At 32.3% G+C, this 23,244-nt stretch carries 16 protein-coding genes; 8 read left to right on the plus strand and 8 right to left on the minus strand.

What is annotated here, in order from left to right; genetic code table 11:
- Positions 1 to 59: 59 nt before the first annotated feature.
- Positions 60 to 1,277 (plus strand): M12 family metallopeptidase, encoded by a 1,218-nt coding sequence (locus tag ACWNT5_RS19710; RefSeq protein WP_456518356.1) that lies wholly within the window; start codon positions 60 to 62, stop codon positions 1,275 to 1,277.
- A gap of 77 nt (positions 1,278 to 1,354) precedes the next feature.
- Here the strand turns inward: ACWNT5_RS19710 and ACWNT5_RS19715 are convergent, their stop codons facing one another.
- Positions 1,355 to 2,203: a DUF6503 family protein gene (locus ACWNT5_RS19715; RefSeq protein WP_456518357.1), complete on the minus strand. Its 849-nt coding sequence runs from the start codon at positions 2,201 to 2,203 to the stop codon at positions 1,355 to 1,357.
- A 250-nt stretch (positions 2,204 to 2,453) separates the two neighbouring features.
- Between ACWNT5_RS19715 and ACWNT5_RS19720 the strand changes: the two genes are divergently transcribed.
- Complete coding sequence (locus ACWNT5_RS19720) at positions 2,454 to 4,724, plus strand: S9 family peptidase (RefSeq protein WP_456518434.1); 2,271 nt, start codon at positions 2,454 to 2,456, stop codon at positions 4,722 to 4,724.
- A 116-nt stretch (positions 4,725 to 4,840) separates the two neighbouring features.
- On the opposite strand, the gene ACWNT5_RS19725 is transcribed toward ACWNT5_RS19720, so the two are convergent.
- Entirely contained in the window at positions 4,841 to 8,116 is a 3,276-nt protein-coding gene (locus tag ACWNT5_RS19725) for a protein O-mannosyl-transferase family (RefSeq protein WP_456518358.1), read from the minus strand.
- Positions 8,117 to 8,636: 520 nt separating this feature from the next.
- On the opposite strand from ACWNT5_RS19725, the gene ACWNT5_RS19730 reads away from it, so the two are divergent.
- Positions 8,637 to 8,987 (plus strand): hypothetical protein, encoded by a 351-nt coding sequence (locus ACWNT5_RS19730; protein ID WP_299899976.1) that lies wholly within the window; start codon positions 8,637 to 8,639, stop codon positions 8,985 to 8,987.
- 163 nt (positions 8,988 to 9,150) lie between these two features.
- Here the strand turns inward: ACWNT5_RS19730 and ACWNT5_RS19735 are convergent, their stop codons facing one another.
- Both ACWNT5_RS19735 and htpG read right to left on the minus strand, forming a co-directional pair.
- The gene (locus ACWNT5_RS19735) at positions 9,151 to 10,137 is read right to left on the minus strand and encodes a response regulator transcription factor (RefSeq protein WP_456518359.1); all 987 of its coding nucleotides are present in this window, start codon (positions 10,135 to 10,137) and stop codon (positions 9,151 to 9,153) included.
- Positions 10,138 to 10,276: 139 nt separating this feature from the next.
- Positions 10,277 to 12,163 (minus strand): molecular chaperone HtpG, encoded by a 1,887-nt coding sequence (htpG, locus tag ACWNT5_RS19740; protein ID WP_456518360.1) that lies wholly within the window; start codon positions 12,161 to 12,163, stop codon positions 10,277 to 10,279.
- 254 nt (positions 12,164 to 12,417) lie between these two features.
- Between htpG and ACWNT5_RS19745 the strand changes: the two genes are divergently transcribed.
- The 3 genes from ACWNT5_RS19745 (at position 12,418) to ACWNT5_RS19755 (ending at position 16,203) form a co-directional block, all read left to right on the plus strand.
- Positions 12,418 to 13,083, plus strand: a complete 666-nt coding sequence (locus tag ACWNT5_RS19745; protein ID WP_299609262.1) for a TetR family transcriptional regulator C-terminal domain-containing protein — start codon at positions 12,418 to 12,420, stop codon at positions 13,081 to 13,083.
- A gap of 36 nt (positions 13,084 to 13,119) precedes the next feature.
- The gene (locus tag ACWNT5_RS19750; RefSeq protein WP_299899967.1) at positions 13,120 to 14,427 is read left to right on the plus strand and encodes an ABC1 kinase family protein; all 1,308 of its coding nucleotides are present in this window, start codon (positions 13,120 to 13,122) and stop codon (positions 14,425 to 14,427) included.
- Positions 14,428 to 15,192: 765 nt separating this feature from the next.
- A complete protein-coding gene (locus ACWNT5_RS19755) occupies positions 15,193 to 16,203 on the plus strand; it encodes a 3-oxoacyl-ACP synthase III family protein (protein WP_299609266.1) in 1,011 nt (336 codons plus the stop codon).
- A gap of 266 nt (positions 16,204 to 16,469) precedes the next feature.
- Here ACWNT5_RS19755 and ACWNT5_RS19760 read toward each other — a convergent pair whose 3' ends face one another.
- Positions 16,470 to 18,890 carry a TonB-dependent receptor domain-containing protein gene (locus ACWNT5_RS19760; RefSeq protein ID WP_456518361.1) on the minus strand — a complete coding sequence of 807 codons (2,421 nt, stop codon included), beginning with the start codon at positions 18,888 to 18,890 and terminating at the stop codon, positions 16,470 to 16,472.
- Between the two features lie 424 nt (positions 18,891 to 19,314).
- Here ACWNT5_RS19760 and ACWNT5_RS19765 point away from each other — a divergent pair, with 424 nt between their 5' ends.
- Entirely contained in the window at positions 19,315 to 19,680 is a 366-nt protein-coding gene (locus ACWNT5_RS19765; protein ID WP_456518362.1) for a CoA-binding protein, read from the plus strand.
- Here the strand turns inward: ACWNT5_RS19765 and ACWNT5_RS19770 are convergent.
- On the minus strand, positions 19,657 to 21,114 hold the full coding sequence (locus tag ACWNT5_RS19770; RefSeq protein WP_456518363.1) for a sodium:solute symporter: 1,458 nt from the start codon (positions 21,112 to 21,114) through the stop codon (positions 19,657 to 19,659). The two genes, ACWNT5_RS19765 and ACWNT5_RS19770, sit on opposite strands and share 24 nt — an antisense overlap.
- Positions 21,115 to 21,183: 69 nt before the next feature.
- Complete coding sequence (locus ACWNT5_RS19775) at positions 21,184 to 21,870, minus strand: ABC transporter ATP-binding protein (protein WP_299609276.1); 687 nt, start codon at positions 21,868 to 21,870, stop codon at positions 21,184 to 21,186.
- A 298-nt stretch (positions 21,871 to 22,168) separates the two neighbouring features.
- Between ACWNT5_RS19775 and ACWNT5_RS19780 the strand changes: the two genes are divergently transcribed.
- Positions 22,169 to 22,753, plus strand: coding sequence for a hypothetical protein (locus ACWNT5_RS19780; protein ID WP_456518364.1), 585 nt, complete (start codon positions 22,169 to 22,171; stop codon positions 22,751 to 22,753).
- On the opposite strand, the gene ACWNT5_RS19785 is transcribed toward ACWNT5_RS19780, so the two are convergent.
- Entirely contained in the window at positions 22,743 to 23,087 is a 345-nt protein-coding gene (locus ACWNT5_RS19785; protein WP_299899956.1) for a hypothetical protein, read from the minus strand. The two genes, ACWNT5_RS19780 and ACWNT5_RS19785, sit on opposite strands and share 11 nt — an antisense overlap.
- Positions 23,088 to 23,244: the final 157 nt, after the last annotated feature.

Genomic DNA, 23,244 nt, shown 5'->3' on the forward strand with positions numbered 1-23,244 from the left:
AAAAATTAAAAGGAATCCATACCATTGTATAAACTTTTATACCTAACACAAACTCAACCATGAAAAAATATTTCTCATTATTTGCGGGATTGTTTCTTATTTCCACAAGCATATTTATTATTTCCTGTGAATCTCAGGAATTAGAATCAATCGATCAACAAAATCCATTTGAAGATTTCATACTCGAACAAGCATATCCCGAAGAAACTGGAGAATTAATTCAGATTTTGTTAGAAGGAGAAGAAGTAGAGGTAGAAAGTGTAAATAAGCATTACATTTTAGAAGGAGATATCAAGGTTTTACCATCAGAAACAGACAAAGGTGTTGGTAGAGTAGGAGGTAGATGGCCTAACAATACAGTGTATTATGCTATCCAAAGTGGAATGCCTAATCAAGCTCGTATTACGAATGCAATTGCCCATTGGGAGTCTAAAACCGCACTAAGGTTTGTAAAACGTACTAACGAGACCAATTATGTATACTTTAGAAATGGATCAGGTTGTTCTTCTTACGTTGGCCGAATTGGAGGTCGACAAGAGATTACATTAGCTAATGGTTGCTCTACCGGAAATACAATTCATGAAATTGGTCACGCTATTGGATTATGGCATGAACAAAGTAGAAAAGATAGAGATCAGTACATTCAAATTCTTTTTGAAAATATACAAGATGGAAGAGAATTTAATTTCAGAACATATACAGAACAAGGACAAGATGGAAATGAATATACTTCTAGTTTAGATTTAGGAAGTATTATGATGTATGGTTCTTACGCATTTTCTAAGAATGGACAACCAACTATTACAAGACTTAATGGAAGTACATATAATGCGCAAAGAAATGGATTGTCTAATAGTGATGTAGATGGAATTAATAAGATGTACCCTCCAAGTACTGCTTCCGGAATCATTACATTAAAAGGAAACAATAATCAGTATGTAAGTAGTGAAAACGGAAGTAATCCTATGAATTGTAATAGAACAACTATAGGATCTTGGGAAAAGTTTGAAGTTATTACTCTAAGCGGAGGAAAAGTTGCACTAAAAGGTAATAATGGTAAATATGTGAGTAGCGAAAATGGAGGAAAACCAATTACTTGTAATAGGTCTCAAGTTGGTGCTTGGGAACAATTTACCTTGGAAAATGTTGGTGGAAATACCTATGCGTTAAAAGGCAATAATGGAAAATATATAAGTTCTGAAAACGGAACAAAACCAATGACCTGTAATAGAACAGCTATAGGGTCTTGGGAACAATTTGTGATATCCGGATTGTAGACTGACTGTGTTAACTGGATTATGTAAGTGGAAAAACACCGCCATGTGAGCGGTGTTTTTTTTATGTATTGAAACGGTTATTCAATAATCTTAGAGTTTCCAGGATCATCAAATAAATTTCCTTCATCTTCAATAAAAGTAATGTTAGAAATGGTAGCTTCTCCCAATTTGTCTGTCATTCCTTTCTCAGCAGTCCAACCATAAAACTCCCATGAAGTAGCAAATAGAATACCATCTACAGGTTTAAAATCTTTATATTGTATCGCATGAGGATCTGCTTCGGCCTTAGAAATATCTCCATCACTTCCAAAGGTTACAATATAAGCTGCTGCTTGTAGTAACTTAGCATCTGGATCTGCGTAGATTACGTACCAATCATCAGGAGCATCTCCAATACCATCTTCAAAAGTAAGTTTGGCAGTACTATGGGTTTTGTCTCCTAGCTTACGATCTTCTTGCATTTCCCATTTCGTGCCAGGATCACTGAATTTATAAGGGAACCCAAAAAAGTAAGTCCAGGTAAACATATCAAATCGTGCTCCTTGATCATTAGCATCTGCGGGATACAAGAATACTTTTTCACCATCATACACTAGGGTACTATTATCTTTTTTGTCGATTCTAATTTTTGAAGAGTTGGTAAGCATCGTAATCTTTCCTTCCAAGTGTTCCTTACCATTAAATAGAATTTTGATATCAAAACTTATGGCTTTGTGTTTTAGGAATTTTTCTTTTTTATGAGCTTTTTCGATACTCTTAATAAAATGGTCAGTGATAGATAAAGCTCCATCTCCAATTCCTCCATCAGCTTCTACAGGAATTTGTTCTATTTCTTCTTTTACTTCAGGAACTACTTTTTCTTCCTTTTTTTTCTGATCACATGACAATAGACAAAGGGTTATCAGAGCCAATATTATTCTTTTCATAGTAAGGTTATTTGTGTTTATAATCTAAAATAGTAAAAGCGCATCTAGTACTATAATCTTTATGAAAATTGTAACAGATATTATGATTTACCGTCTAGGTATTTTGAAATTAAATTTTGTTAATTTTTTTAAATAATGTAACAAAATTGCCTTGTCGATTACTAATTCCGTATATCTAAATAATTATCATCAATCTAATAAAAATCACATGAAACAATTATCAAAGAATTTTTTGAGTATCTGTATGGTCATGCTTTGTATGGCATTTACTCAAATATACAGTCAGGATGCAATAGGAACTTGGAAAGGTAAATTATCTGTACAAGGAACGGAAGTACCTTTAGTATTTCATATAGAAGAGAAAGAAGGAGCACTTTCTTCTACGATGGATAGTCCTTCGCAAGGAGCTTCTGGAATTCCAATGGATTCCACAGTTTTTGAAAACAATCAATTAACTTTGATCTTCAAACAAGCAGGGATTAAATATATAGCATCTCTGGAGAATAGTAAATTAAAAGGAACTTTTTATCAAGGCGGAATGGAACTACCATTAGAAATGGAAAAATCAGAGAAAACGATACCTGGAAACCCATCATTGGTTTCTTCAGATTCGGAATTAGAAAAAATGGCAAATTTGGATCAAGGCAATTATAAGTATTCTGTAGAGGATTATTTTGCAAAACCAAAAGCTAGAAGTTTTCAGTTTTCTCCAAATGGAAAGTATCTTTCTTATCGAGAGAAAGATGATAACAGTAAAAATCATGTATACGTAAAGGATATCGCAACTGATAAAGTAACACGTGTTATAGAAGAAAAAGAAGAATTAATACGAGGATACGGTTGGGCAAACAATGAGCGATTAGTATATGTTATGGATAAAGGTGGAAATGAAGATTACCATCTTTTTGCAGCAAACATAGATGGAACCGATCAGAAAGAATTAACTCCGTATGAAGGTGTTCAGGTAAATATATTAGAAGGTTTAAAAGAGGATAAAGATCATATGATTATCTCTATGAATAAAAATAATAAACAAATCTTTGAGCCTTATAAAATTAATATTGTTACAGGAGAGATTAAGCAATTATTTACCAATGAAGATGCTGCAAACCCAATAGCAGGATATAGTTTTGATAAAGATGGTAATCTACGAGGATATGGAAAAATAAGAGATGGAGTAAATGTAGATTTCTATTACGCTAAAGAAGATGGGAAATATGAGGTGCTTAAGCAAATGAATTGGAAAGATACCTTTTCTATCCTAAACTATGATTATTCTACAGATAACCCTCATGATGCGTATGTGGTATCTAACTTAGAAACAGACAAGTCACAAATTTATTTATACGACTTAAAAAAAGACAAAGTAATCAAGAAGTTATTCTCTAATGATAAATATGATGTCTCTAATCTTTCTTTATCTAGAAAAAGAGGATATGAATTAGATTATTTCTCTTATCAGGGAGAAAAGAGAGTGGTAGTACCAGTAAGCGATTATTATAAAAAATTACACTCAAAAATCACTAAAAAATTTCCTGATCACCAATATTCAATAGCAGGAAAGACAGATGATGAAGATAAGTATTTGATCTTCTTACAAAGTGATAAGTTATATGGAGTGTATTACTCTTATGATGCTAAGAAAGATACCTTTAAGCTATTGTATAATTTAATGCCTCAGCTAAAGGAGAACGATATGGCAGAAATGCGTCCAATTACTTTTAAGAGTAGAGACGGTTTAACAATTCATGGATATATTACATTGCCTAAAGAAGCTATCCAAGGAAAAAAAGTACCATTGGTAGTTAATCCTCATGGAGGACCACAAGGTATTAGAGATTCTTGGGGATTCAATCCAGAATCACAATTATTCGCAAGTAGAGGATATGCAACATTGCAAGTGAACTTTAGAATTTCTGGAGGATATGGTAGAGAGTTTTTAGAAACAGGATTCAAACAGATCGGTAGAAAAGCGATGGATGATGTAGAAGATGGATTGCAATACGTTATTGATCAAGGATGGGTAGATAAAGATAAAGTTGCTATTTACGGTGGTAGTCATGGTGGATACGCAGTACTACGAGGATTAACAAAAACACCAGATTTATATGCTTGTGGAGTAGATTATGTAGGAGTATCTAACTTATTTACATTCATGAAAACAATTCCACCATATTGGAAACCATATTTAAAAATTATCAAAGAAATCTGGTATGATGAGGATGTAGCTGAAGAAAAAGCAATTATGGAAGAAGTATCCCCGGTGTATCAAATCGATAAGATCAAAAAACCTCTGTTTGTGGTACAAGGAGCTAACGATCCTAGAGTAAATATAGATGAGTCTGATCAGATCGTAAAAGCATTACGTGATAAAGGATTTGATGTTCCATATATGGTAAAATATGATGAAGGCCATGGTTTTGCAAAAGAAGAAAATTCTATAGCGATGTATAAAGCTATGATGGGATTCTATGCAAAGCATATTGGTAAAAAGGAAACAACAAAACCTGTAAAGGGTTAGTTGGATTCATTTCTTAGAAGAACGGGACTTATTATCTTCTTAGGAATATATCAAAACCTCCTGAAAACTTGGGTCAGGAGGTTTTTTTATTACCTTAAATCAAATACATTCTGGATTTACTCCACTTCCTGTTCTAATCCTAATTCTTTTAATAAATCCTCACTGTTTTCTGGTTCCGAATCGGGTTTAGGTAGCTCCTGTTTTGCAAAAAATCGTGGAAAAAGATTGATATACTGATTAAAAGTATCAATTTCCTGATCGATAAGGTCATCATCTTTGTTCGTAACTAATGTATCTATAAGATCTCTGTAATAGGTTACGTTATCCATGATGTTTTCGAAATGTTCATACTGTTTTTCATAAGATAAACCAGAAAAATAGATTAATTGTTCTTGGTATTTGGTTGCTACCTGTTTCCATAATGATCTTGCTTTTTCTGTCTTGTCAATCTGATAATAATTATGAATAAAATCATGAAGTGGTGTATAGTATTCGTAGAATTCTAAAGGAAATTTTTCTAGCCCAAGATCTAAGATTTCTTCAGCTTTCTCGGTTTGATTTTCCCTAATTAACTGCTCTGCCAGTCTGCTTAGATTTGTTCTGTATGAAATGCCATTGCGTCTGGTTTCGGTATCATGATAAATCCCTGCACTATCTCCGTTTCCCCAATCCCAGTTCATCACATTTTTATACATAACTTCTGTATTCACTCTACCTAATTGATATGGATTCGAAGGATTTACTTTAGTTTTTATAGGTACTAGTTTATAGGTCATACCGTCTAGTTGTAGATAATCTTTCATCCATATATAATCATCATCACCAAAACTACCTCCTGTGAAATATATAGGGCGTTCCCAATCGTTATTGGCTATGATATCTAACATCACTAATCTATGTTTTGGAATATAACCACCTTTTAAATGAATATCGATATAAGGAACAATCTTATCTGCATCTTCCTTAGAAACGATACCATTTTTAAGAACTTTTTCTTTATCAACAGGAATCCTAATGTTTTTAGTGGGAAAGGTAGATACCGTTTTCCCATTCATAAGTTCACCTTTCGTTCTCGGGTCGTTAGAGGTTATCCATCGCATCCAGTTTTTAATATGCATCGTATCTTTAGTAACCTCTTTGAAATAAATTACATCGTTGTTTCCATAGGCATAAAATGAATGCTCTAATCCCGAAGGAACAGGTTTCCCTTCATAAGCGGCTTTTTTCATCTGATCAACGTACCAATCGGTAGCCAAAAGGTTTGTAATTAAAATACGAATATCGGTACGGTATCCTTCTATTTCTTGTAAATACCATAAAGGGAAGCTATCATTGTCTCCAATAGAGAATAGAATCGCGTCTTTCTGGCAAGATGATAAATACGTTTGTGCAGAACCCTTGGCGGTATACCTATCGGAACGATCATGGTCATCCCAGTTCTGAGCGATTAAAATTGCTGGAGCGCCTAACAATGAAATGATAATTGCTACATAGGAAGCATGCTTGGAGTGTACATAGTTTTTGAGTAGATCAAAAAGAGCAAAAACTCCAAATGCAATCCATATCGCAAATACATAAAAAGAACCTACTAAGGCATAATCTCGTTCTCTCGGTTCAAAAGGTCTTTCATTTAAATAAATTTTTAGGGATAAACCAGTAAACAAAAAGAATATAAATAATACCCAAAACATTTTTTTATCAGTTCGAAATTGAAAAACAATTCCTAACAACCCTAAAATTAAAGGTAGAAAATAGTAGGTGTTTCTGGCTTTGTTATTCGCAGCATCAGAAGGTAAATTGTCCTGAGAACCAAGATGAAACTTGTCTATAAAATCAATACCACTTAGCCAATTACCGTGTAAATCGGATAATCGTCCTTGTACGTCATCTTGTCGACCAACAAAATTCCACATAAAATATCTCCAATACATATAATTGATCTGATATTGAAATAGATAAGATACATTGTCCCAAAAAGAAGGAGGTTGTATGTCTAAAAACTGACCAAATGATTCTAAAAATTTATGATAGTCGTCATTATCTAACTCTCCTGAAGCGTATTTTTTTCTGAAATCGATAACAGTTTCTATCAGTTCTTGTTCATCTTGAAATTCTGTTTTTATTGAGAACTCTAATGGCCCACTAAAGATCATATAATTACTAATGTGCTCTGTACTCCACATTCTTGGTAATAGAGTCTTATGCGTATTATCTAAGTTTTGTCTGTCATTTTTCCAGTCATTTACGATAATGTATTTTCCAGAAGCAATATCTTTTTCATATTTGGGCTTATCGTCTAAATAGGGTTCATTCTCGTCGAGATTTCCATAGATCTCTGAAAATTGAGGACCATAAAAAAGATATGTTTTTGGGTATTGTTCTAGATTATAATAGGCTAGTAGTTCTCGAGCATTATTCGGATTATTTTCATTAATTACAGTGCCACTATTAGCTCGCACCGGAATCATTAACCAGCTAGAAAAACCAATTAAAATGAATGCCAAGCATAATAATGAAGTATTTAATAAAGAATATGCTTTCTTTCGAGTATATCTCAATCCTGAATAAAAAAGTACCAGGATGCTTATAACAGATAATATGGTTCCAGAATGAAAAGGAAGTCCAATAGTATTTACAAAAAATATTTCTACAAAACTGATGTAGGTCAGTGTGTAAGGAATAAACAATTTGAAAATGAAAAGCAATACCGCTACTACAATGAGATTAGCAATAATAAAATTCTTTATAGTAATGCTTTTATAATTTTTAAAATAATATAGCATACCTATCGCAGGAATAGAAAGTAGTCCCATAAAATGTATTCCAAATGATAATCCTATAACAAATGCAATTAGAATGATCCATTTATTTCCTTTTGGAGTATGCATATCACGTTTCCATAATAAGCCTAAGTAAAACATAATGGATAGTATTAGTGTGGCCATTGCATACACTTCGGCCTCTACCGCATTGAACCAAAAGCTATCTGTAAAAGCAAAACCTAAGGATCCCACTATAGCACTACCTAAAATAGTAAAGGGTGTGTTTCTTGTATTGCTATTTATGGTGGAAGCTAAATCTCTTAGAAGCATTGTTATTGACCAAAACATGAACAATATGGTAAATGCACTGGCTAATGCGGATGTAAGATTAAGAGTATAGGCAATCTGTTTTGGGTTGGTGGCAAAGACAGAAGCAAAGGCACCGATCATCTGAAATAGGGGAGCACCAGGCGGATGTCCAATTTGTAATTTTGAAGAAGTAGCTATATACTCTCCCACATCCCAAAAACTATTGGTAGGTTCTACAGTTTTGATATATACTCCTAAAGAAATTGTAAAAACTAACCAACCTAATAATAAGTTCCATTTTTTAAACCGATTGATCTGCATCTGATTTGATTGTTTCTCTTTTTTAAAGTCAAATGAAATCTAAAAATTGGATGAATCGAAAGAATGATGGTCGTAAAAAGGAACTAGTACCGGTATGATTTTATGAGAAATCCCTGTAAACAAAGGGTTTATAAGATGTGAAACAAGAGTAGCAAAAGAATGCCAATCTCAATAACAAACTTTTTGATGTAGGTTATTTAAAGATTACAATCCTCTGCATTTATCTAAGGAATAAACTTTTTATTTAGTAACTACGTATTAATTATTTCTTAAAATGTGTTTTACACCGATTATTATAGTTTAAATGCTGTTTTATAGGTGGTTTAATCAATTTTATACCGTTAAAAATCCTACAAAATGACAAAAATTACGTGTATTTTGTACGGTAAAACCGTAAAATTTGTGTATTTCATCGATTTAAAAAACCACTTTGTCTAAAAGTTTTTAAAAGATTTTATGGAGAGGTTTTTTCGACTTAAATTTACATCAGTTAATCAAAGTAACTTAAGCCCCCAATACTATGAAAGCTATCTTCTTTACCATCGCAGTTTTATTTTCTACTCTTACTATCACAGCACAAGATGTTGCTACTAATGAAGTTAACACATCTATCGAAAATGTAAAAAGTACTAAAACTGATTTTTTCAAAGCATTGGTAAAAGCGAATAACTTTGATATTGCAATTAAAGAAGTAAAGAAAGAAGTTGCTACTAATAAGAATACTACTAAAACTGAATTTTATAAGAGCTTATTAGAAAAAAATGGTTTTACTACAGATATTAGAAAAACTACTAGATTAACTAATGTAATCGATACAAATAAAAATACTCAAATAACTCAAAAAAATACAGTGGCTAGTTTATTGCCATAATTTAGAGGTCTAAGAAATGGAATATAACTCATAGTAAAAAACTCCTTCTAATCGAAGGAGTTTTTCTTTTTATATGTTTTTATATACATCATAAACGTATTCCCAATTGTAAGGAATCAATTTAAATAGAATGGTTTCCAGAAGAAAGTAATATTGGTTCGACTTATTTGTTTTTTATTAATAGTTCTTTTCTGCTCGTAATATTTAATTTGCTGTAAATATTAGAAATATGAGTTTTCACCGTATTTACACTAATAAAAAGTTCATTTGCAATTTCCTTGTTGGTTTTTCCGGAAAGAATAAGCTCTTTAATAGTGTTTTCCTGTTTGCTTAATGATGAGGTAATAATGGTATTTTGTGCTTTTCTTCTTTTACGTAACACTAAGAAAATAAGGCTCCCAATTATTAATATAGCAATACCGTTTAGTAGCATACTAACAGAATATTTTTGTTCAGCTTCTTCTTTGTAAACTAAAGAAAGCTTATTCTCTAAGTATAAAAATAAAGCAGGATCAATCTCACTAGATTTTAGTTCTTTTAAAAGACTTGTGTAATAGGAAGTGTTTTCCATAATGTCCTTATCTAGAAGTTTCTTATCATCCAGCTTTTTGATGCTAATTAGTTTTACTAACAAGATTTGAAGTGAATCTTTAATATATCCCTTTGTTCTTAGAAGATACTGGTCAGTATCAAAGCCATCATGTAAAGTGTCAAATTTAGATTCGAATTTCTTCAGTTGTTGCCATTCTTTGTCAGCCTTGTTATTCGTGGTATATGTTTCAAAAGGAGAAGATCCTTTTTCAAAATGTATAGAATCGTTTTTAGATAAAATGAATAATTTAGAGTCTTTGTTTTGTTTATTGGTAGTAGATGCTACTACAGGTTCTAGTTGTATTTTGTATAAATGGTCTTTAGAGGAAAACCATTTTTGATCAAAAGAAAAATACCCTTGTTCAGAAATGTTAGTAGAAGCTATTCTAGTGTATGAATAACTTTTGTCAGTATCATTTAAATCTACTTTACTTAGGTGAATTTTTTGTTCTACATCTTTATTATTTTCCAGAGGGATATAACCAGAGATGATGTCTTGCGCAATCCCTTGAAAACCAATAGAAAGTATTGTTAAAAAAAGAAAAAACCTGTTATTCATTTGTTTCTGTAATCTTTATAAAGAAAATGATATTGTAAAAATACTAAAATATGAAATATCCAGATTTGGATAATAAAAAAACCGCTTCAATTGCTGAAGCGGTTTCAATTACATGCTAAAAGAAGATAAACGCTTTTACTTATTTAATCATTTCAAAACTACGCTTGATAAATTCTGTCAGTTCTTCACCTTTCAGTAAATTTTGAGATAATCTAGCAAGGTCTAAGGATTGTTTGATAAGACGTTCCTTCTTTTTATCTGTTTTGGTATCTTTTATCTGAGTGATCAATTCATGATTGGTATTTACGATCAGATTATACATCTCTGGCATATTACCAAACATATTCATTCCTCCGCCACCAGTTTGCTGCATTTCTTTCATACGACGCATAAATTCTGGCTGGGTAATCATAAATGGAGAAGCGTTACTATCCATTGCTTCTAGCTGTACTGTATATGTAGAAGTAGGAACAACCTTTTCCAAATCTGTTTTTAAGATTTCTTTTTCCTCATCAGAAAGTTTAGAAATGGTTTCTTCATCTTTTTTGATAAGATTATCGATGTGATCACCATCTACACGAACAAAAGAAATATTTTCTTTACTAGTTTCTAGTTTTTGAATTAGATGCGAAACAATAGGTGAGTCTAGTAATAGAACTTCGTATCCTTTGTCTTTAGCAGCAGCAATATAAGCGTGTTGCGCATCTTTATCAGAAGCATACAGGACTACTAGCTTGTTGTCTTTGTCTGTCTGATTATCTTTTATTTTCTCTTGTAATTCTTCAAAGGTTAGGTACGTGTCATCTACGGTTGGGTATAAAGCAAATTTATCCGCTTTTTCGAAGAATTTTTCTTCTGATAACATTCCGTATTCGATCACTACTTTGATATCATTCCATTTCTTTTCAAAGTCTTCTCTATCATTCTTAAATAAAGAGTTTAACTTATCTGCTACTTTTCTGGTGATATAACTAGAAATCTTTTTTACAGCCCCATCAGCCTGTAAATACGATCTAGAAACATTTAAAGGAATATCTGGAGAATCAATCACACCGCGCAGCATAGTAAGGAATTCAGGTACTATACCTTCTACATTGTCTGTTACAAATACCTGGTTTTGATATAACTGAATTCTATCTTTTTGCATATTCATATCCTGTCCAAGCTTCGGGAAATACAATATTCCTGTTAGATTGAAAGGATAATCTACATTTAAATGGATGTTAAATAATGGCTCCTCGAATTGCATAGGATACAATTCTCGGTAAAAGCTTTTATAGTCTTCATCCTTTAAATCTGTTGGTTGTTTAGTCCAAGCTGGATTTGGATTGTTGATGATATTATCCACCTCTTGAGTAGGTGCTGGATCTTCTTCTTTAGCATCCTCTGGTTTTGGTAAGGTTTCAGTTTTTGTTCCAAATTTGATTGGAATAGGCATAAACTTATTGTACTTCACCAAAAGTTCGCTTATTCTGTTATCCTCAAGAAATTCAGACTCTTCTTCGCCAATATGTAAGATGATTTCAGTTCCTCTTTCGGTTTTATCATGTGCTTCTAAAGAGTAGGTTGGAGAACCATCACAAGTCCAGTGAGCAGCAGGCTCATCTTTATAAGATTTTGTAATGATTTCTACTTTATCAGCTACCATAAAAGCCGAGTAAAAACCTAATCCAAAATGACCTATAATACCAGAATCTTTGGCGCTATCCTTATATTTTTCTAAGAACTCCTCCGCTCCAGAAAAAGCAACCTGATTGATATATTTTTCTACCTCTTCAGCAGTCATACCAATTCCCTGGTCAATAATATGTAGTTGTTTATTCTCTTTATCAATCTTTATTTCAATTCTTGGGTCACCATATTCAATTTTGGCTTCACCAATATTGGTTAGATGCTTTAACTTTAATGTTGCATCTGTTGCATTAGATATTAATTCTCGTAAAAAAATCTCGTGATCTGAATACAAGAATTTCTTAATCAAAGGAAAAATGTTTTCAACCGATACATTAATACTTCCTGTTGCCATTCTTTTATGTTTTAATTTTTATTATCACTATTGTGTCTCTCCATAGACAAAAAAAGTACCAATCCTATATTGCTGACAAACTGACATTATGATCAAATTATCCATAATACGTAAGGATAATAATTGAATTGCGTCTACTTCAATATTAGAACTTTAAGTTTCATTTTTTATGAAACAACTTTAACAATTTTTTTGTTTAGGTTTTTTTAAAAAAAGTTAAACAATGACTATCTTTACTCTGTAAATTAATAGATATGGCATCATCCAGTAAAAAACAAACCGTAGACAGTCAGTACATCATAACTAAGTATATGAATTATGTTTTAGAGCATGATACATACCCTAAGTCGGTGTATAAATTTTGTAAAGAGTCAAAAATAAAAGAAGAAGAGTTTTATGAGTTCTTTGGTAGTTTGGATAGTGTAAACAAAGGCATTTGGAATACGTTCTTTAGTACTACAATAGACGCGATGAACAATAATAAAGAGTACGCTCATTTATCTAGTAAGGATAAAATGCTGACGTTCTTTTTTACGTTTTTTGAAATGTTGACATTGAACAGAAGTTACGTGCTATTAGCGCTACAATACCATAATATGCCTCTTAAAAATTTAACTCAGTTAAAAGGACTAAGAATGCATATCAAACATTTCGCCAAGGAATTGATCGAAACGGATAATGATGAAAAGTTATTTAAAATAGCTAAAAATCCAGTTTCTGTGTATTCAGAAGGAGCTTGGTTGCAATTTTTATTCTTATTAAAGTTTTGGATGGATGATGAATCTGCTGGTTTCGAGAAAACCGATATTGCTATCGAGAAATCAGTGAATACCATATTTGATTTATTTGATAATACACCACTAACCAGTGTTTTAGATTTGGGGAAATTCCTCTGGAAAGAAAAAGCCATGTGGAATTAATAGTTGAAAGTAAGATTGTAGATAGAGAAAAGGAATATGAAGACAATTGATAAAATACCCACTTCCAAACTAGGTAGAACCACAGAATTGGTAAAGACTGGTGTAAAAGTAGGAGGGAATTATCTGAAATATTATAGTAAAAAAGCGATAAACCCTAACATTACTAGAGATAAGCTAAATGAAGATAATGCCGCTGATATTTATGACGGATTAAAAAATTTAAAAGGTAGCGCATTGAAAGTAGCGCAGATGCTTTCTATGGAGAAAAACATATTGCCGAATGCTTATGTTGAAAAATTTTCCCTATCACAGTTTAGTGTTCCGCCATTATCAGCTCCTTTAGTAAGAAAGACATTTAAGAAATATCACGGAAAATATCCGGAAGATTTATATGATACGTTTGCAACTCAATCTGTTAATGCCGCCAGTATCGGACAGGTACATAAGGCCGCTAAAGACGGGAAAAAACTTGCTGTGAAAATTCAATATCCTGGAGTTGCAGACAGCATAAGTTCTGATTTGGCGATGGTAAAACCCATCGCCATCAGGATGTTTAATTTAAAAGGGAAAGATTCTGATAAGTATTTTCAGGAGTTAGAAGGGAAATTACTAGAGGAAACTGATTACGTATTGGAAGTAAAGCAAAGTAAAGAGATTACAAATGCCTGCGCTAAAATTGAAAATCTAAAGTTCCCAAAGTATTACGAAGATTTATCTAGTAAGCGAATTATTACGATGGATTGGATGGATGGAGAGCATCTTAGTGAGTTTGCAAAACATAACGAGGATCAAGAAAAAGCCAATAGAATAGGACAAGCTCTTTGGGATTTTTATATGTATCAAATGCATATCCTGAAAGCTGTACATGCGGATCCACATCCTGGTAATTTCTTGGTAGATAAAGAGGGAAATCTAATTGCAATAGATTTTGGATGTGTAAAGAAAGTACCGTTGGAGTTTTATACTCCTTATTTTGAATTAGCTGAAAGAGAAAATATAAATAATCCAGAATTCTTTGCTCAAAAGATGTTTGAACTCGAAATACTCCGAGAAGATGATTCTGAAGAAGAGAAGAAATTCTTCTCGGAGCTATTTTATGAGATGTTAAGTTTATTTACAAAACCATTTAATGAAGAAGTTTTTGACTTCGCAGATCAAGAGTTTTGGGATAAGATAACAGAGTTAAGTGAAAAATATTCTAAAGATACAGAGCTTAGGAAAATGAATGGAAATAGAGGAAGTAAGCATTTCCTATATATCAACAGAACATTCTTTGGGTTGTATAACTTATTACACGATTTAAAAGCAACAATTCGTGTGAAAAATTTTGAAAAGTACCTTTAGTCAGTTGCTAAGACTGGCTTTGGTTTGTTTATTTATTGGTTAGGTTGTTAGAAAGGCATGCTGTGGTTGGCGTGCCTTTCGCTTTTTTAAAAGAAAACATTTTACTAGTATAAACACTTTTGTAGAGTTTATGTGTCATTCATCGAAAAAAAGAAAATTTCCACAAAGAAGTCGCTCTTAACAAATTTTCTGTTTATCTAATTTTATACCTGACAATACTTATTTGCTTTAACCACAAATTAGGTATTACAAACTATAAATCAGATCGGGAAAAAGAATAGAGATATGAATGTGCAGTCGATATATAATACCAAAAGAATAGATACTTTAGAAACTACGTTTTCCGTGTATCTTAATCAAGGATTAAATGTTATTTATATCGATTTGCATAGGAATGATGCTAACGTTTTTTATAAGATCTATAACAGAAAAAGAAAGCTCGTAAAAGAAAAATACAATCTTTCTCAGAGAAACACTTTATCTCTTCATTCTTTTCCCACTGATTTATATGTCATCGAGGTTAGTGATGGCATACATAAAGTTGTGAAAACTATTTTGAAACTTACATAAGTACTATCGTTTTCCAAAAAAGCTTTAGTCCTTTTTGATGATACGATGAGAGAAAATATTTGTTATGCATGCATACAATAAGCTTGTACTTTCTTTTATCAAAAACGTAAGAATACATATCTTGCCCTGCAGTTTTTTTAAACTGAATAGTAATAATTAATTATTACGCACAATACACACTCAATATTATAATATATGTATACTTCAAGAGTAACAGGATTAGGGAGTTATGTTCCTGAAAATGTTGTAACTAATGACGATCTGTCGAAAATAATGGATACAAATGATGCTTGGATTCAAGAGCGTACAGGTATTAAAGAAAGACGTCATATAAAAAAGGGAGATGGTAATAGTACTTCTATAATGGGAGTAAAAGCAGCAAAAATTGCTTTAGAAAGAGCAAACCTAACGAAGGATGATATAGATTTTATCATTTTTGCCACATTAAGTCCTGATATGTATTTCCCCGGAGGAGGCGTTAGAGTTCAGGATATGATGGATATGAATACAATTCCAGCTTTGGATGTTAGAAATCAATGTAGTGGTTTTGTATATGCTGTATCCGTGGCGGACCAGTTTATCAAAACTGGAATGTACAAAAATGTACTGATTATTGGAAGTGAGAATCATAGTGGAGGTTTGGATATGACAACAAGAGGTAGAGCAGTATCTGTTATTTTTGGTGATGGTGCCGGAGCTATGGTTTTATCTAGAAATGAAAAAGAAGATGGTAGTGGAGTCTTATCTACGCATTTACATAGCGAAGGAGCGCATGCTAAAGAATTGTCGTTAGAAGGGCCAAGTACTGAACATTGGGTGCCTGAGATTATAGAAAAGAATGATCAGGAGAATATCACGTATTATCCATATATGAATGGACAGTTTGTTTTTAAAAATGCAGTAGTACGTTTTTCTGAAGTTATTAACGAAGGCTTACAACAAAATAACTTATCTCCATCGGATATAGATATGCTTATTCCGCATCAGGCGAATCTTAGAATTTCTCAGTTTGTACAAAAGCAGTTTAGATTATCTGATGATCAAGTGTATAATAATATTCAACGATATGGTAATACAACGGCTGCTTCGATCCCAATTGCACTTACAGAAGCCTGGGAAGAAGGAAAGATTAAAGAAGGTGATGTTGTCGTTTTAGCAGCTTTCGGAAGTGGATTTACATGGGGTAGTGCTGTTATAAAATGGTAACCTGATCAAACGACCGTATAAAATAAAATCGCGAAACTCATGGTTCCGCGATTTTTTGTTTTACCGGGTTATTTTTTTCTTTAAAGGCTAATTCAAATAAATTATAACCATAATGGTACTATAATAGACGTAACATATTTCATAGTGTTACAAAAACATTATAATTTTTACAATTATTTAACTTAGCAGGCTTTTATTTTGAAGATATGTGAATTTAACAAAAAACATGACTATTCTTTAATGAATTAACAAAATCATTAGTATTTCTAGAGTATTCCTCCGCCAGATTTTTCATTTGAATCTCTTCGTTTTCTTCTCACTTTTCGATTTTTTCCACTACCAAAACGATAGGATAGTCCTAAAAATACGGTTTGTGTTTCCCCTTGGAATTGTCCATTTTGTTCAAAAGGAAAGTCTCCAGAGAATCTAAAACGCATGGTGTTAAAGATATCGTTGAAATTAATGCTAGCCGTACCTTTTCCACCCAAGAAATTATATCGTGCACCAGTGTTTACGAAATAAAATGGTTTTGTTTTAAACTGTATTCCTTCTTGCTCACCACGATAGAATCCAAATATCTGAAAGGTCAAATTTTTAGTTGCCTTAAAATTGTTATTTATTCTGAAGTTGTATACCACTGCATCAACCTCGCTAGAAACTTGTACAATTTCATCTACTCCATTTACTTCTACAACATCTTCTACAATACCTTTTTGAGTTTGCGCATACAAATCAAAACTAGCATTAAAATTCCACCATTTTGTCGGTCGGTAGTTACTAGAAATTTCGATTCCATACGCAGAGTTGTTATCAAAATTCTCAAACGTAAGAATTTGTCCTTCTTCAACTGTTGGATCTGCTAATAGCGTTTGATTAATTTCATCATTGATAAGGCGATAAAATGTACCTGCAGTTATAGATCCTCCTGTCAATTTACGAGTGTAGTTAAACTCGATAGAATTTGTAAACTGAGGGTCTAATTCCGGATTTCCTCTAGAGGTAATTCTAGGAGTACTCCATTCTCTTATCGGGTTTACCTGATTTAATCCTGGTCGGTCTACACGCCTACTATAACTTAGTTGATATGAATTTTTTTCACTAGGTGTATATGTTAGATAGGCTGAAGGGTACACGGTAAAAATATCATCTTCAAACACTTTTACATTGTTAAAAATTGCTTCCACCTGATAACTTTCTAATCGCGCACCTAGTTGATATGACCATTTCTCATAATTTTTACCATAAGTCGCATATAAAGCATGAATGTCTCTATCATAACGATATTTAGAATCATCAAATAGAGTAGATCTGTACTCATTATCGGTACGTCTTATACGTCCTTCATATCCTAACTCTAGCTTTGCTTTTTCTGATAGTGGATTTACGTAATCTAGGTTGATAGTGGTATTTGTTCTTTCGTTATTTAATACATCATTATAATCTGGAGTAACGCCGCCAGCAAAATTGAAATCATCATCACTATCGCCTTCAAAAACATTATAATCTACTTCTAATTCGATATTATGCCCTTCTTTCTCAAAATCATGTTTAAAATCAAAATTATAAGTAGAACCAAGGTTATCACTATCATTAATCAAGTTTTGGAATATGTTGTTTTCTGGATTATCAAGAAAGTCGATATCTGTAGTACCATTAATATTTCCATCAAATAAATTTTGATTTGTATATAACGATATGGTGTTCTTGTCATTAATATAGTAGTCAAAGCCTACCTTGAAAAGATGAGATTTGTTATTATCTAAAAAACGAAAATCGGTTCTATAGTTTTGATCACCTCTAAAAATGAAACCTTGTTGTCGATTCTTTGTAATATTGGCTCCGTAATTTCCATAAACGTTTATTTTTCCACTTCGGTAATTCAGATCGATTGAGCTATTAAATCGCGCATTTTGATCCCAGTTTACACCCAAGTTGATGTTCCCGTTAAAACCAATATTAGCATTTTTACGTAGTACTATATTAATGATACCACTCATACCTTCGGGATTATATTTTGCCGATGGATTGGTTATTAATTCTACGGATTTAATCGATGTAGAAGGAATTTGTTTTAATAATTGAGTAGGAGAAATGTTTGTTGGTTTTCCGTCAATTAGTATCTGTACATTGGGGTTTCCACGTAGTGCGATATTCCCATCTTGATCTACATTAACTGATGGAATATTTTGCATAATTTCTGCAGCAGTACCACCAGTAGTTGTAAGGTCTTTTCCTATGTTTACTACCTTACGATCTATTTTTTGTTCGATCGTTGTACGTTCTGCAATTATGGTAACATCATCCAGTGCTTGTGCTTCCTCTTCTAAGGAGATAACTCCTACATTAACATCTTTGTTCTTTCTAGATATTTCTATAGGTTGTGTATAACTGGTATATCCAATGAATTGTACTTTTAGTGTATAATTTCCATTAGGAATATCAGGAATAAGAAAAGTTCCATCTTCTTTCGTAATTCCTCCACTAACTAATTTATTAGCTCCGTCATTTACTACTATTGTTGCATAAGGAATTGGTTGTTTAAGGTTTTTGTCGATTACTGTTCCCGAAATAGTACCAACAACTATACTGTTGCTGGGTTGAGCGGTAAGCAAGGAACAGCTTATTAATAAAATAAATAAGAATACATTACGGGTGGTTTGCCTAATAGGTAGGTTGTTTTTTTTCATATTAAATGTGTTTTGATTGATGTATGCAAAACAATGTACTGGGTATTGCATAATATCAGTGCATTTGTTTTCCCTTTTTTACGTTGATTAAACGTATATCTGTATGACGATGTAACCTAAAATCTGTTACACAAAATATTTCTTTTAACAATTAATTATATAACCAAAGACCGCTCCTGGATAAGGAGCGGTCTTCTTATAATAATCAAATAGTAACACTAACCATCAACTATGAATAAAATTTGATTATTAAGTAACTAACTAACTAAATTTATGAAAAATCATATTTCTTTATCTATAAGACGTGCAGTACAAGTCTTATGTTACACCTGTTTTTTGTTTTTAACATTTTAGGGTTTATTTTTAACGTTTGCGGACTGTAATAGCTATGAATTAACGTTATTTTGCGACTAAAATCATGCTTATGAAGGGAAAAAAGACCTTAGTGTTGGGAGCTTCGCTTAAACCAGATAGATATTCTAATTTGGCAATACATCGATTGGTGAATTATGATCAGGCAGTGGTAGCAATTGGATTGCGATCTGGCGAGGTAGCAGGAATTACTATTCATACATCTCTGATGGCATTTGAGAATATACATACGGTAACCCTATACCTAAATCCTACCAGACAAAAGCAGTATTATGATTATATTATTGGACTTGCTCCAGAAAGAGTGATTTTTAACCCAGGAACTGAAAATCGAGAGTTTTATGATATGCTTCAGGAAGCAGGTATCGATGTTGAAGTTGCCTGTACTTTAGTATTACTTTCTACGAATCAGTACTAAGCCTAAAAAGGTTAATAGTCCATTTAAGGGTAATAATTCATAACCAATTTTATACCCTCCAATGAGTTCTGAAGGTATTTTCCAAACTCCTATAATAATTAAAACAGATATTAAAGCTACAATCCAAGTGTACCTATCTTTGATTTTATGTTTTGTAAATATTCCAAAAGCAAATAAACCTAATAAAGGTCCATAAGTAAACGTAGCTACGGTAAGTAAATTGCTAATTACATTATCGGTTAATACATGTTTAAAAACTATAATCACGATGATTAACAAGACACTCATGGCAATATGAGTTTTTTTTCGGATCGCTACTTGATCTTGTTTTTCTTTTTTCTCTATGCTTAAAAAGTCTATACAGAAAGAAGTTGTTAGCGAAGTTAGCGCGCTATCTGCACTGCTGTATGCCGCAGCGACTAATCCAAGTATAAACGCAACAGCTAATACGATGCCTAATCCGCTATTAATTGCTATTTCTGGAAACAATAAATCTGTTTTTACATTTCCATCTACAACTGGGGTGACAATATTAAATTGATCAGCGTAAATGAATAATAAAGCACCTAGTAAAAGAAAAATAAAATTAACTACAATCAACACTAAACTAAAAGAAGCCATATTTTTCTGAGCGTCTTTTAAGTTTCGACAGGTCAGATTTTTTTGCATCATATCCTGATCCAAACCTGTCATACATATGGCAATAAACATTCCTCCAATGAATGATTTAAGGAAATGACTTTTTTCTAAAAAGCTATCATAAAAGAATATCTTATTATAATTTTTTAATTCTTCAGAGGATAGAAACTCTGTAAAAGACCAACCGATCTGATCATTTATGAAATAGATGGCGGTTATTACTGCGATTAACATAAACAGTGTTTGTAAAGTATCTGTCCAAACAATGGTTTTGATTCCCCCTTTAAAAGTATAAATCCATATTAATAAAATAGAGATGAGTACAGTAATTTCGAAAGGGATTTTCCAAGCGTCAAAAATATATTGTTGAAGTACTAAAGCTACCAGATAAAGTCTAAAAGAAGCTCCAAGAACTCTGGATATGAAAAAGAAAAACGAACCCGTTTTGTAGCTCACAACACCGAATCGTTCTTCAAGATATTGATAAATGGAAGTTACATTCATCTTATAATAAATAGGCATTAAAATATATGCAATCACAAAATAGCCTACTAAGTATCCAAAAACAACTTGCATGTAACCAAATTGAGCTCCATCTACCCAACCTGGTACAGAAATAAAAGTAACACCGCTTAGTGATGCTCCAATCATTCCAAAAGCAACTATATACCATGGCGATTGACGATTGGCTTTAAAAAAAGCGTCGTTTCCCGAATTCTTTCCTGTGAAATATGAGATTAAAAGAAGTACACCAAAATATCCGGCGATTAGAAAAAGAATATGTATCGGTTGCATAGAGTATTCGAATTAGTAAAACACCAAAATACGAATTAATCTATGACAATATCAATCTTAAACTACAAACTATCTATTTCTGGTATCGCTTTCGATCATGCCATCACGTAATCGAATGACTCTATGTGCATGAGCGGCAACTTCTTCTTCGTGAGTAACCAGGATTACCGTATTTCCAGCAGCATGAATATCATCAAATAATTGCATGATTTCCAAGGAGGTTTTCGAATCTAGGTTTCCTGTTGGTTCATCTGCCAGTATAATAGAAGGTTTATTTACCAGTGCTCTACCTACAGCAACTCTTTGTCGCTGCCCTCCAGATAATTGATTGGGTTTGTGATCCATTCGATCAGCTAGGCCTACGTCTGTCAATACTTCTTCTGCTCTGGCATTTCTATCCTTTTTAGAAGTACCTGCATAAATCATGGGTAATGCAACATTATCTAAAGCGGTTGTTCGCGGTAATAAATTAAATGTTTGAAATACAAAACCTATCTCCTTATTTCTAATTTCTGCTAATTCGTCATCAGTCATTTTACTCACATCATTTCCATTAAGGTTATACGTACCATCGGTAGGGGTGTCCAAACACCCCAAAAGGTTCATAAGTGTTGATTTTCCGGATCCAGAAGGTCCCATAATCGCTATATAATCTCCTCTTTTAACTTCTAGATCAATACCTTTGAGTACATACACTGTTTCTTGGCCTAGTTGAAAATTTCTAATGATACCTTTAATATCGATAACGTTTTCCATGTGATGCTTTAATTATAGCGTAAGATACGATTTTAGCCTATATGACGTACGATCAATAAATTTGTTACAATAAAATAGATTTAATTATCAGAGTTTTCTGGGATATGATGATTCCATCCCGTTCTTTTTAATTTAAGAGGCTTCAAAAATGAAGGAATTTTTAGTTATTTGGGTGTTGTTTTTATGGTAGATTAGTACTATCTTTAAGAGATAAGATCAACATCTTAAAATAGGGGATATAGTATTTGGAAATATGTAAATAGAAAGTCTGTTTGCATTAATCTCTAAATATACCAATATGTCTTTACACAACCCACCAAGTAAGAATACTACTGAAAACCAAATTGTACTGTCCAAAGAATTTGTAAGTTCTAAAAAGAGTCTTTATCATTTTGTCACTCATATAAACCATGATTTTATGTTATGGAATGACAACGAAAGAACGGATACCTTTTCTGATGCTCAAAATCCTATTTTGCAAATTGATATTCCCAAGATCATCCAAAAAAGATTTTGGCTACAATTATATACTAAAACAAATACTTACCTGATTAGCCAATGTTTAACCTCGGAAAGAGAATGGAAATGGGTGACTACAACCTTCAAAGTAAGAAGAAATGAAGACAATGAGATTTTGAATTATTTAATTGAGAGAAACATACCTTCTAAACGTGCAATCAGTAATATCGGTTCATTGTATAAAAAACTAGTAAATATCGAAACAACCATGGGAGTGGAGGTAGCAAATAACTATTTTAATAAATTTCTTTTGGAAAAAAATAAAACGTATGACCAGTACATGAAAGAATTATGTTTATCCACAGATAGGACTATGTTAAAAGTGAACTATCATAAAAATAATGCTATTCCTTCTATTTCCTAATGATAAAATGCTCTTTTGCTTGTTCGGTTCTAAAAAATACAAATCCTAGTGAATAGGTATCTATAGTTACAGTTACTTTTGGATGCTTTTTTATGGTGTTCCAGAGGTCGAAATTTTGTTTGGTATATCGGATGGAATTTATAAGTAATAAAGAGTCATTATGTGTGCTTTTTATTATGGTATTTAATACATCCATATTTGATGTAAAGTAATCAATGTCCAAAAATACCAAATCGAACACTATATCATTCTGAAAAGAAGTATACGTAAATATCTCATTGTTTTCTGATATAATTTGGGCAATGGTATCTGTTTTTTTCTTGAGGATAAGCACTTTTTTATAATCTAAATAGGGAATAGTACGATTTAATAGTTTGGCAGAATTTAGATTAATACCAACATTTGAGTTTTTATTTATAATTGATTGTATTTTTCCATAAGATTTTCTTTTAGTCCGATTATAAAAACATTTGGTTACCAAGCTGTAAACA

The sequence above is a fragment of the Aquimarina sp. 433 genome, from assembly GCF_054054605.1.

Coding starts and splice junctions, on each gene's coding strand:
- ACWNT5_RS19710 (WP_456518356.1), top strand. CDS start 60: ATGAAAAAATATTTCTCATTATTTGCGGGATTGTTTCTTATTTCCACA.
- ACWNT5_RS19730 (WP_299899976.1), top strand. CDS start 8,637: ATGAAAGCTATCTTCTTTACCATCGCAGTTTTATTTTCTACTCTTACT.
- ACWNT5_RS19745 (WP_299609262.1), top strand. CDS start 12,418: ATGGCATCATCCAGTAAAAAACAAACCGTAGACAGTCAGTACATCATA.
- ACWNT5_RS19780 (WP_456518364.1), top strand. CDS start 22,169: ATGTCTTTACACAACCCACCAAGTAAGAATACTACTGAAAACCAAATT.
- ACWNT5_RS19765 (WP_456518362.1), top strand. CDS start 19,315: ATGAAGGGAAAAAAGACCTTAGTGTTGGGAGCTTCGCTTAAACCAGAT.
- ACWNT5_RS19715 (WP_456518357.1), bottom strand. CDS start 2,203: ATGAAAAGAATAATATTGGCTCTGATAACCCTTTGTCTATTGTCATGT.
- ACWNT5_RS19725 (WP_456518358.1), bottom strand. CDS start 8,116: ATGCAGATCAATCGGTTTAAAAAATGGAACTTATTATTAGGTTGGTTA.
- htpG (WP_456518360.1), bottom strand. CDS start 12,163: ATGGCAACAGGAAGTATTAATGTATCGGTTGAAAACATTTTTCCTTTG.
- ACWNT5_RS19770 (WP_456518363.1), bottom strand. CDS start 21,114: ATGCAACCGATACATATTCTTTTTCTAATCGCCGGATATTTTGGTGTA.
- ACWNT5_RS19755 (WP_299609266.1), top strand. CDS start 15,193: ATGTATACTTCAAGAGTAACAGGATTAGGGAGTTATGTTCCTGAAAAT.
- ACWNT5_RS19750 (WP_299899967.1), top strand. CDS start 13,120: ATGAAGACAATTGATAAAATACCCACTTCCAAACTAGGTAGAACCACA.
- ACWNT5_RS19775 (WP_299609276.1), bottom strand. CDS start 21,870: ATGGAAAACGTTATCGATATTAAAGGTATCATTAGAAATTTTCAACTA.
- ACWNT5_RS19735 (WP_456518359.1), bottom strand. CDS start 10,137: ATGAATAACAGGTTTTTTCTTTTTTTAACAATACTTTCTATTGGTTTT.
- ACWNT5_RS19720 (WP_456518434.1), top strand. CDS start 2,454: ATGCTTTGTATGGCATTTACTCAAATATACAGTCAGGATGCAATAGGA.
- ACWNT5_RS19760 (WP_456518361.1), bottom strand. CDS start 18,890: ATGAAAAAAAACAACCTACCTATTAGGCAAACCACCCGTAATGTATTC.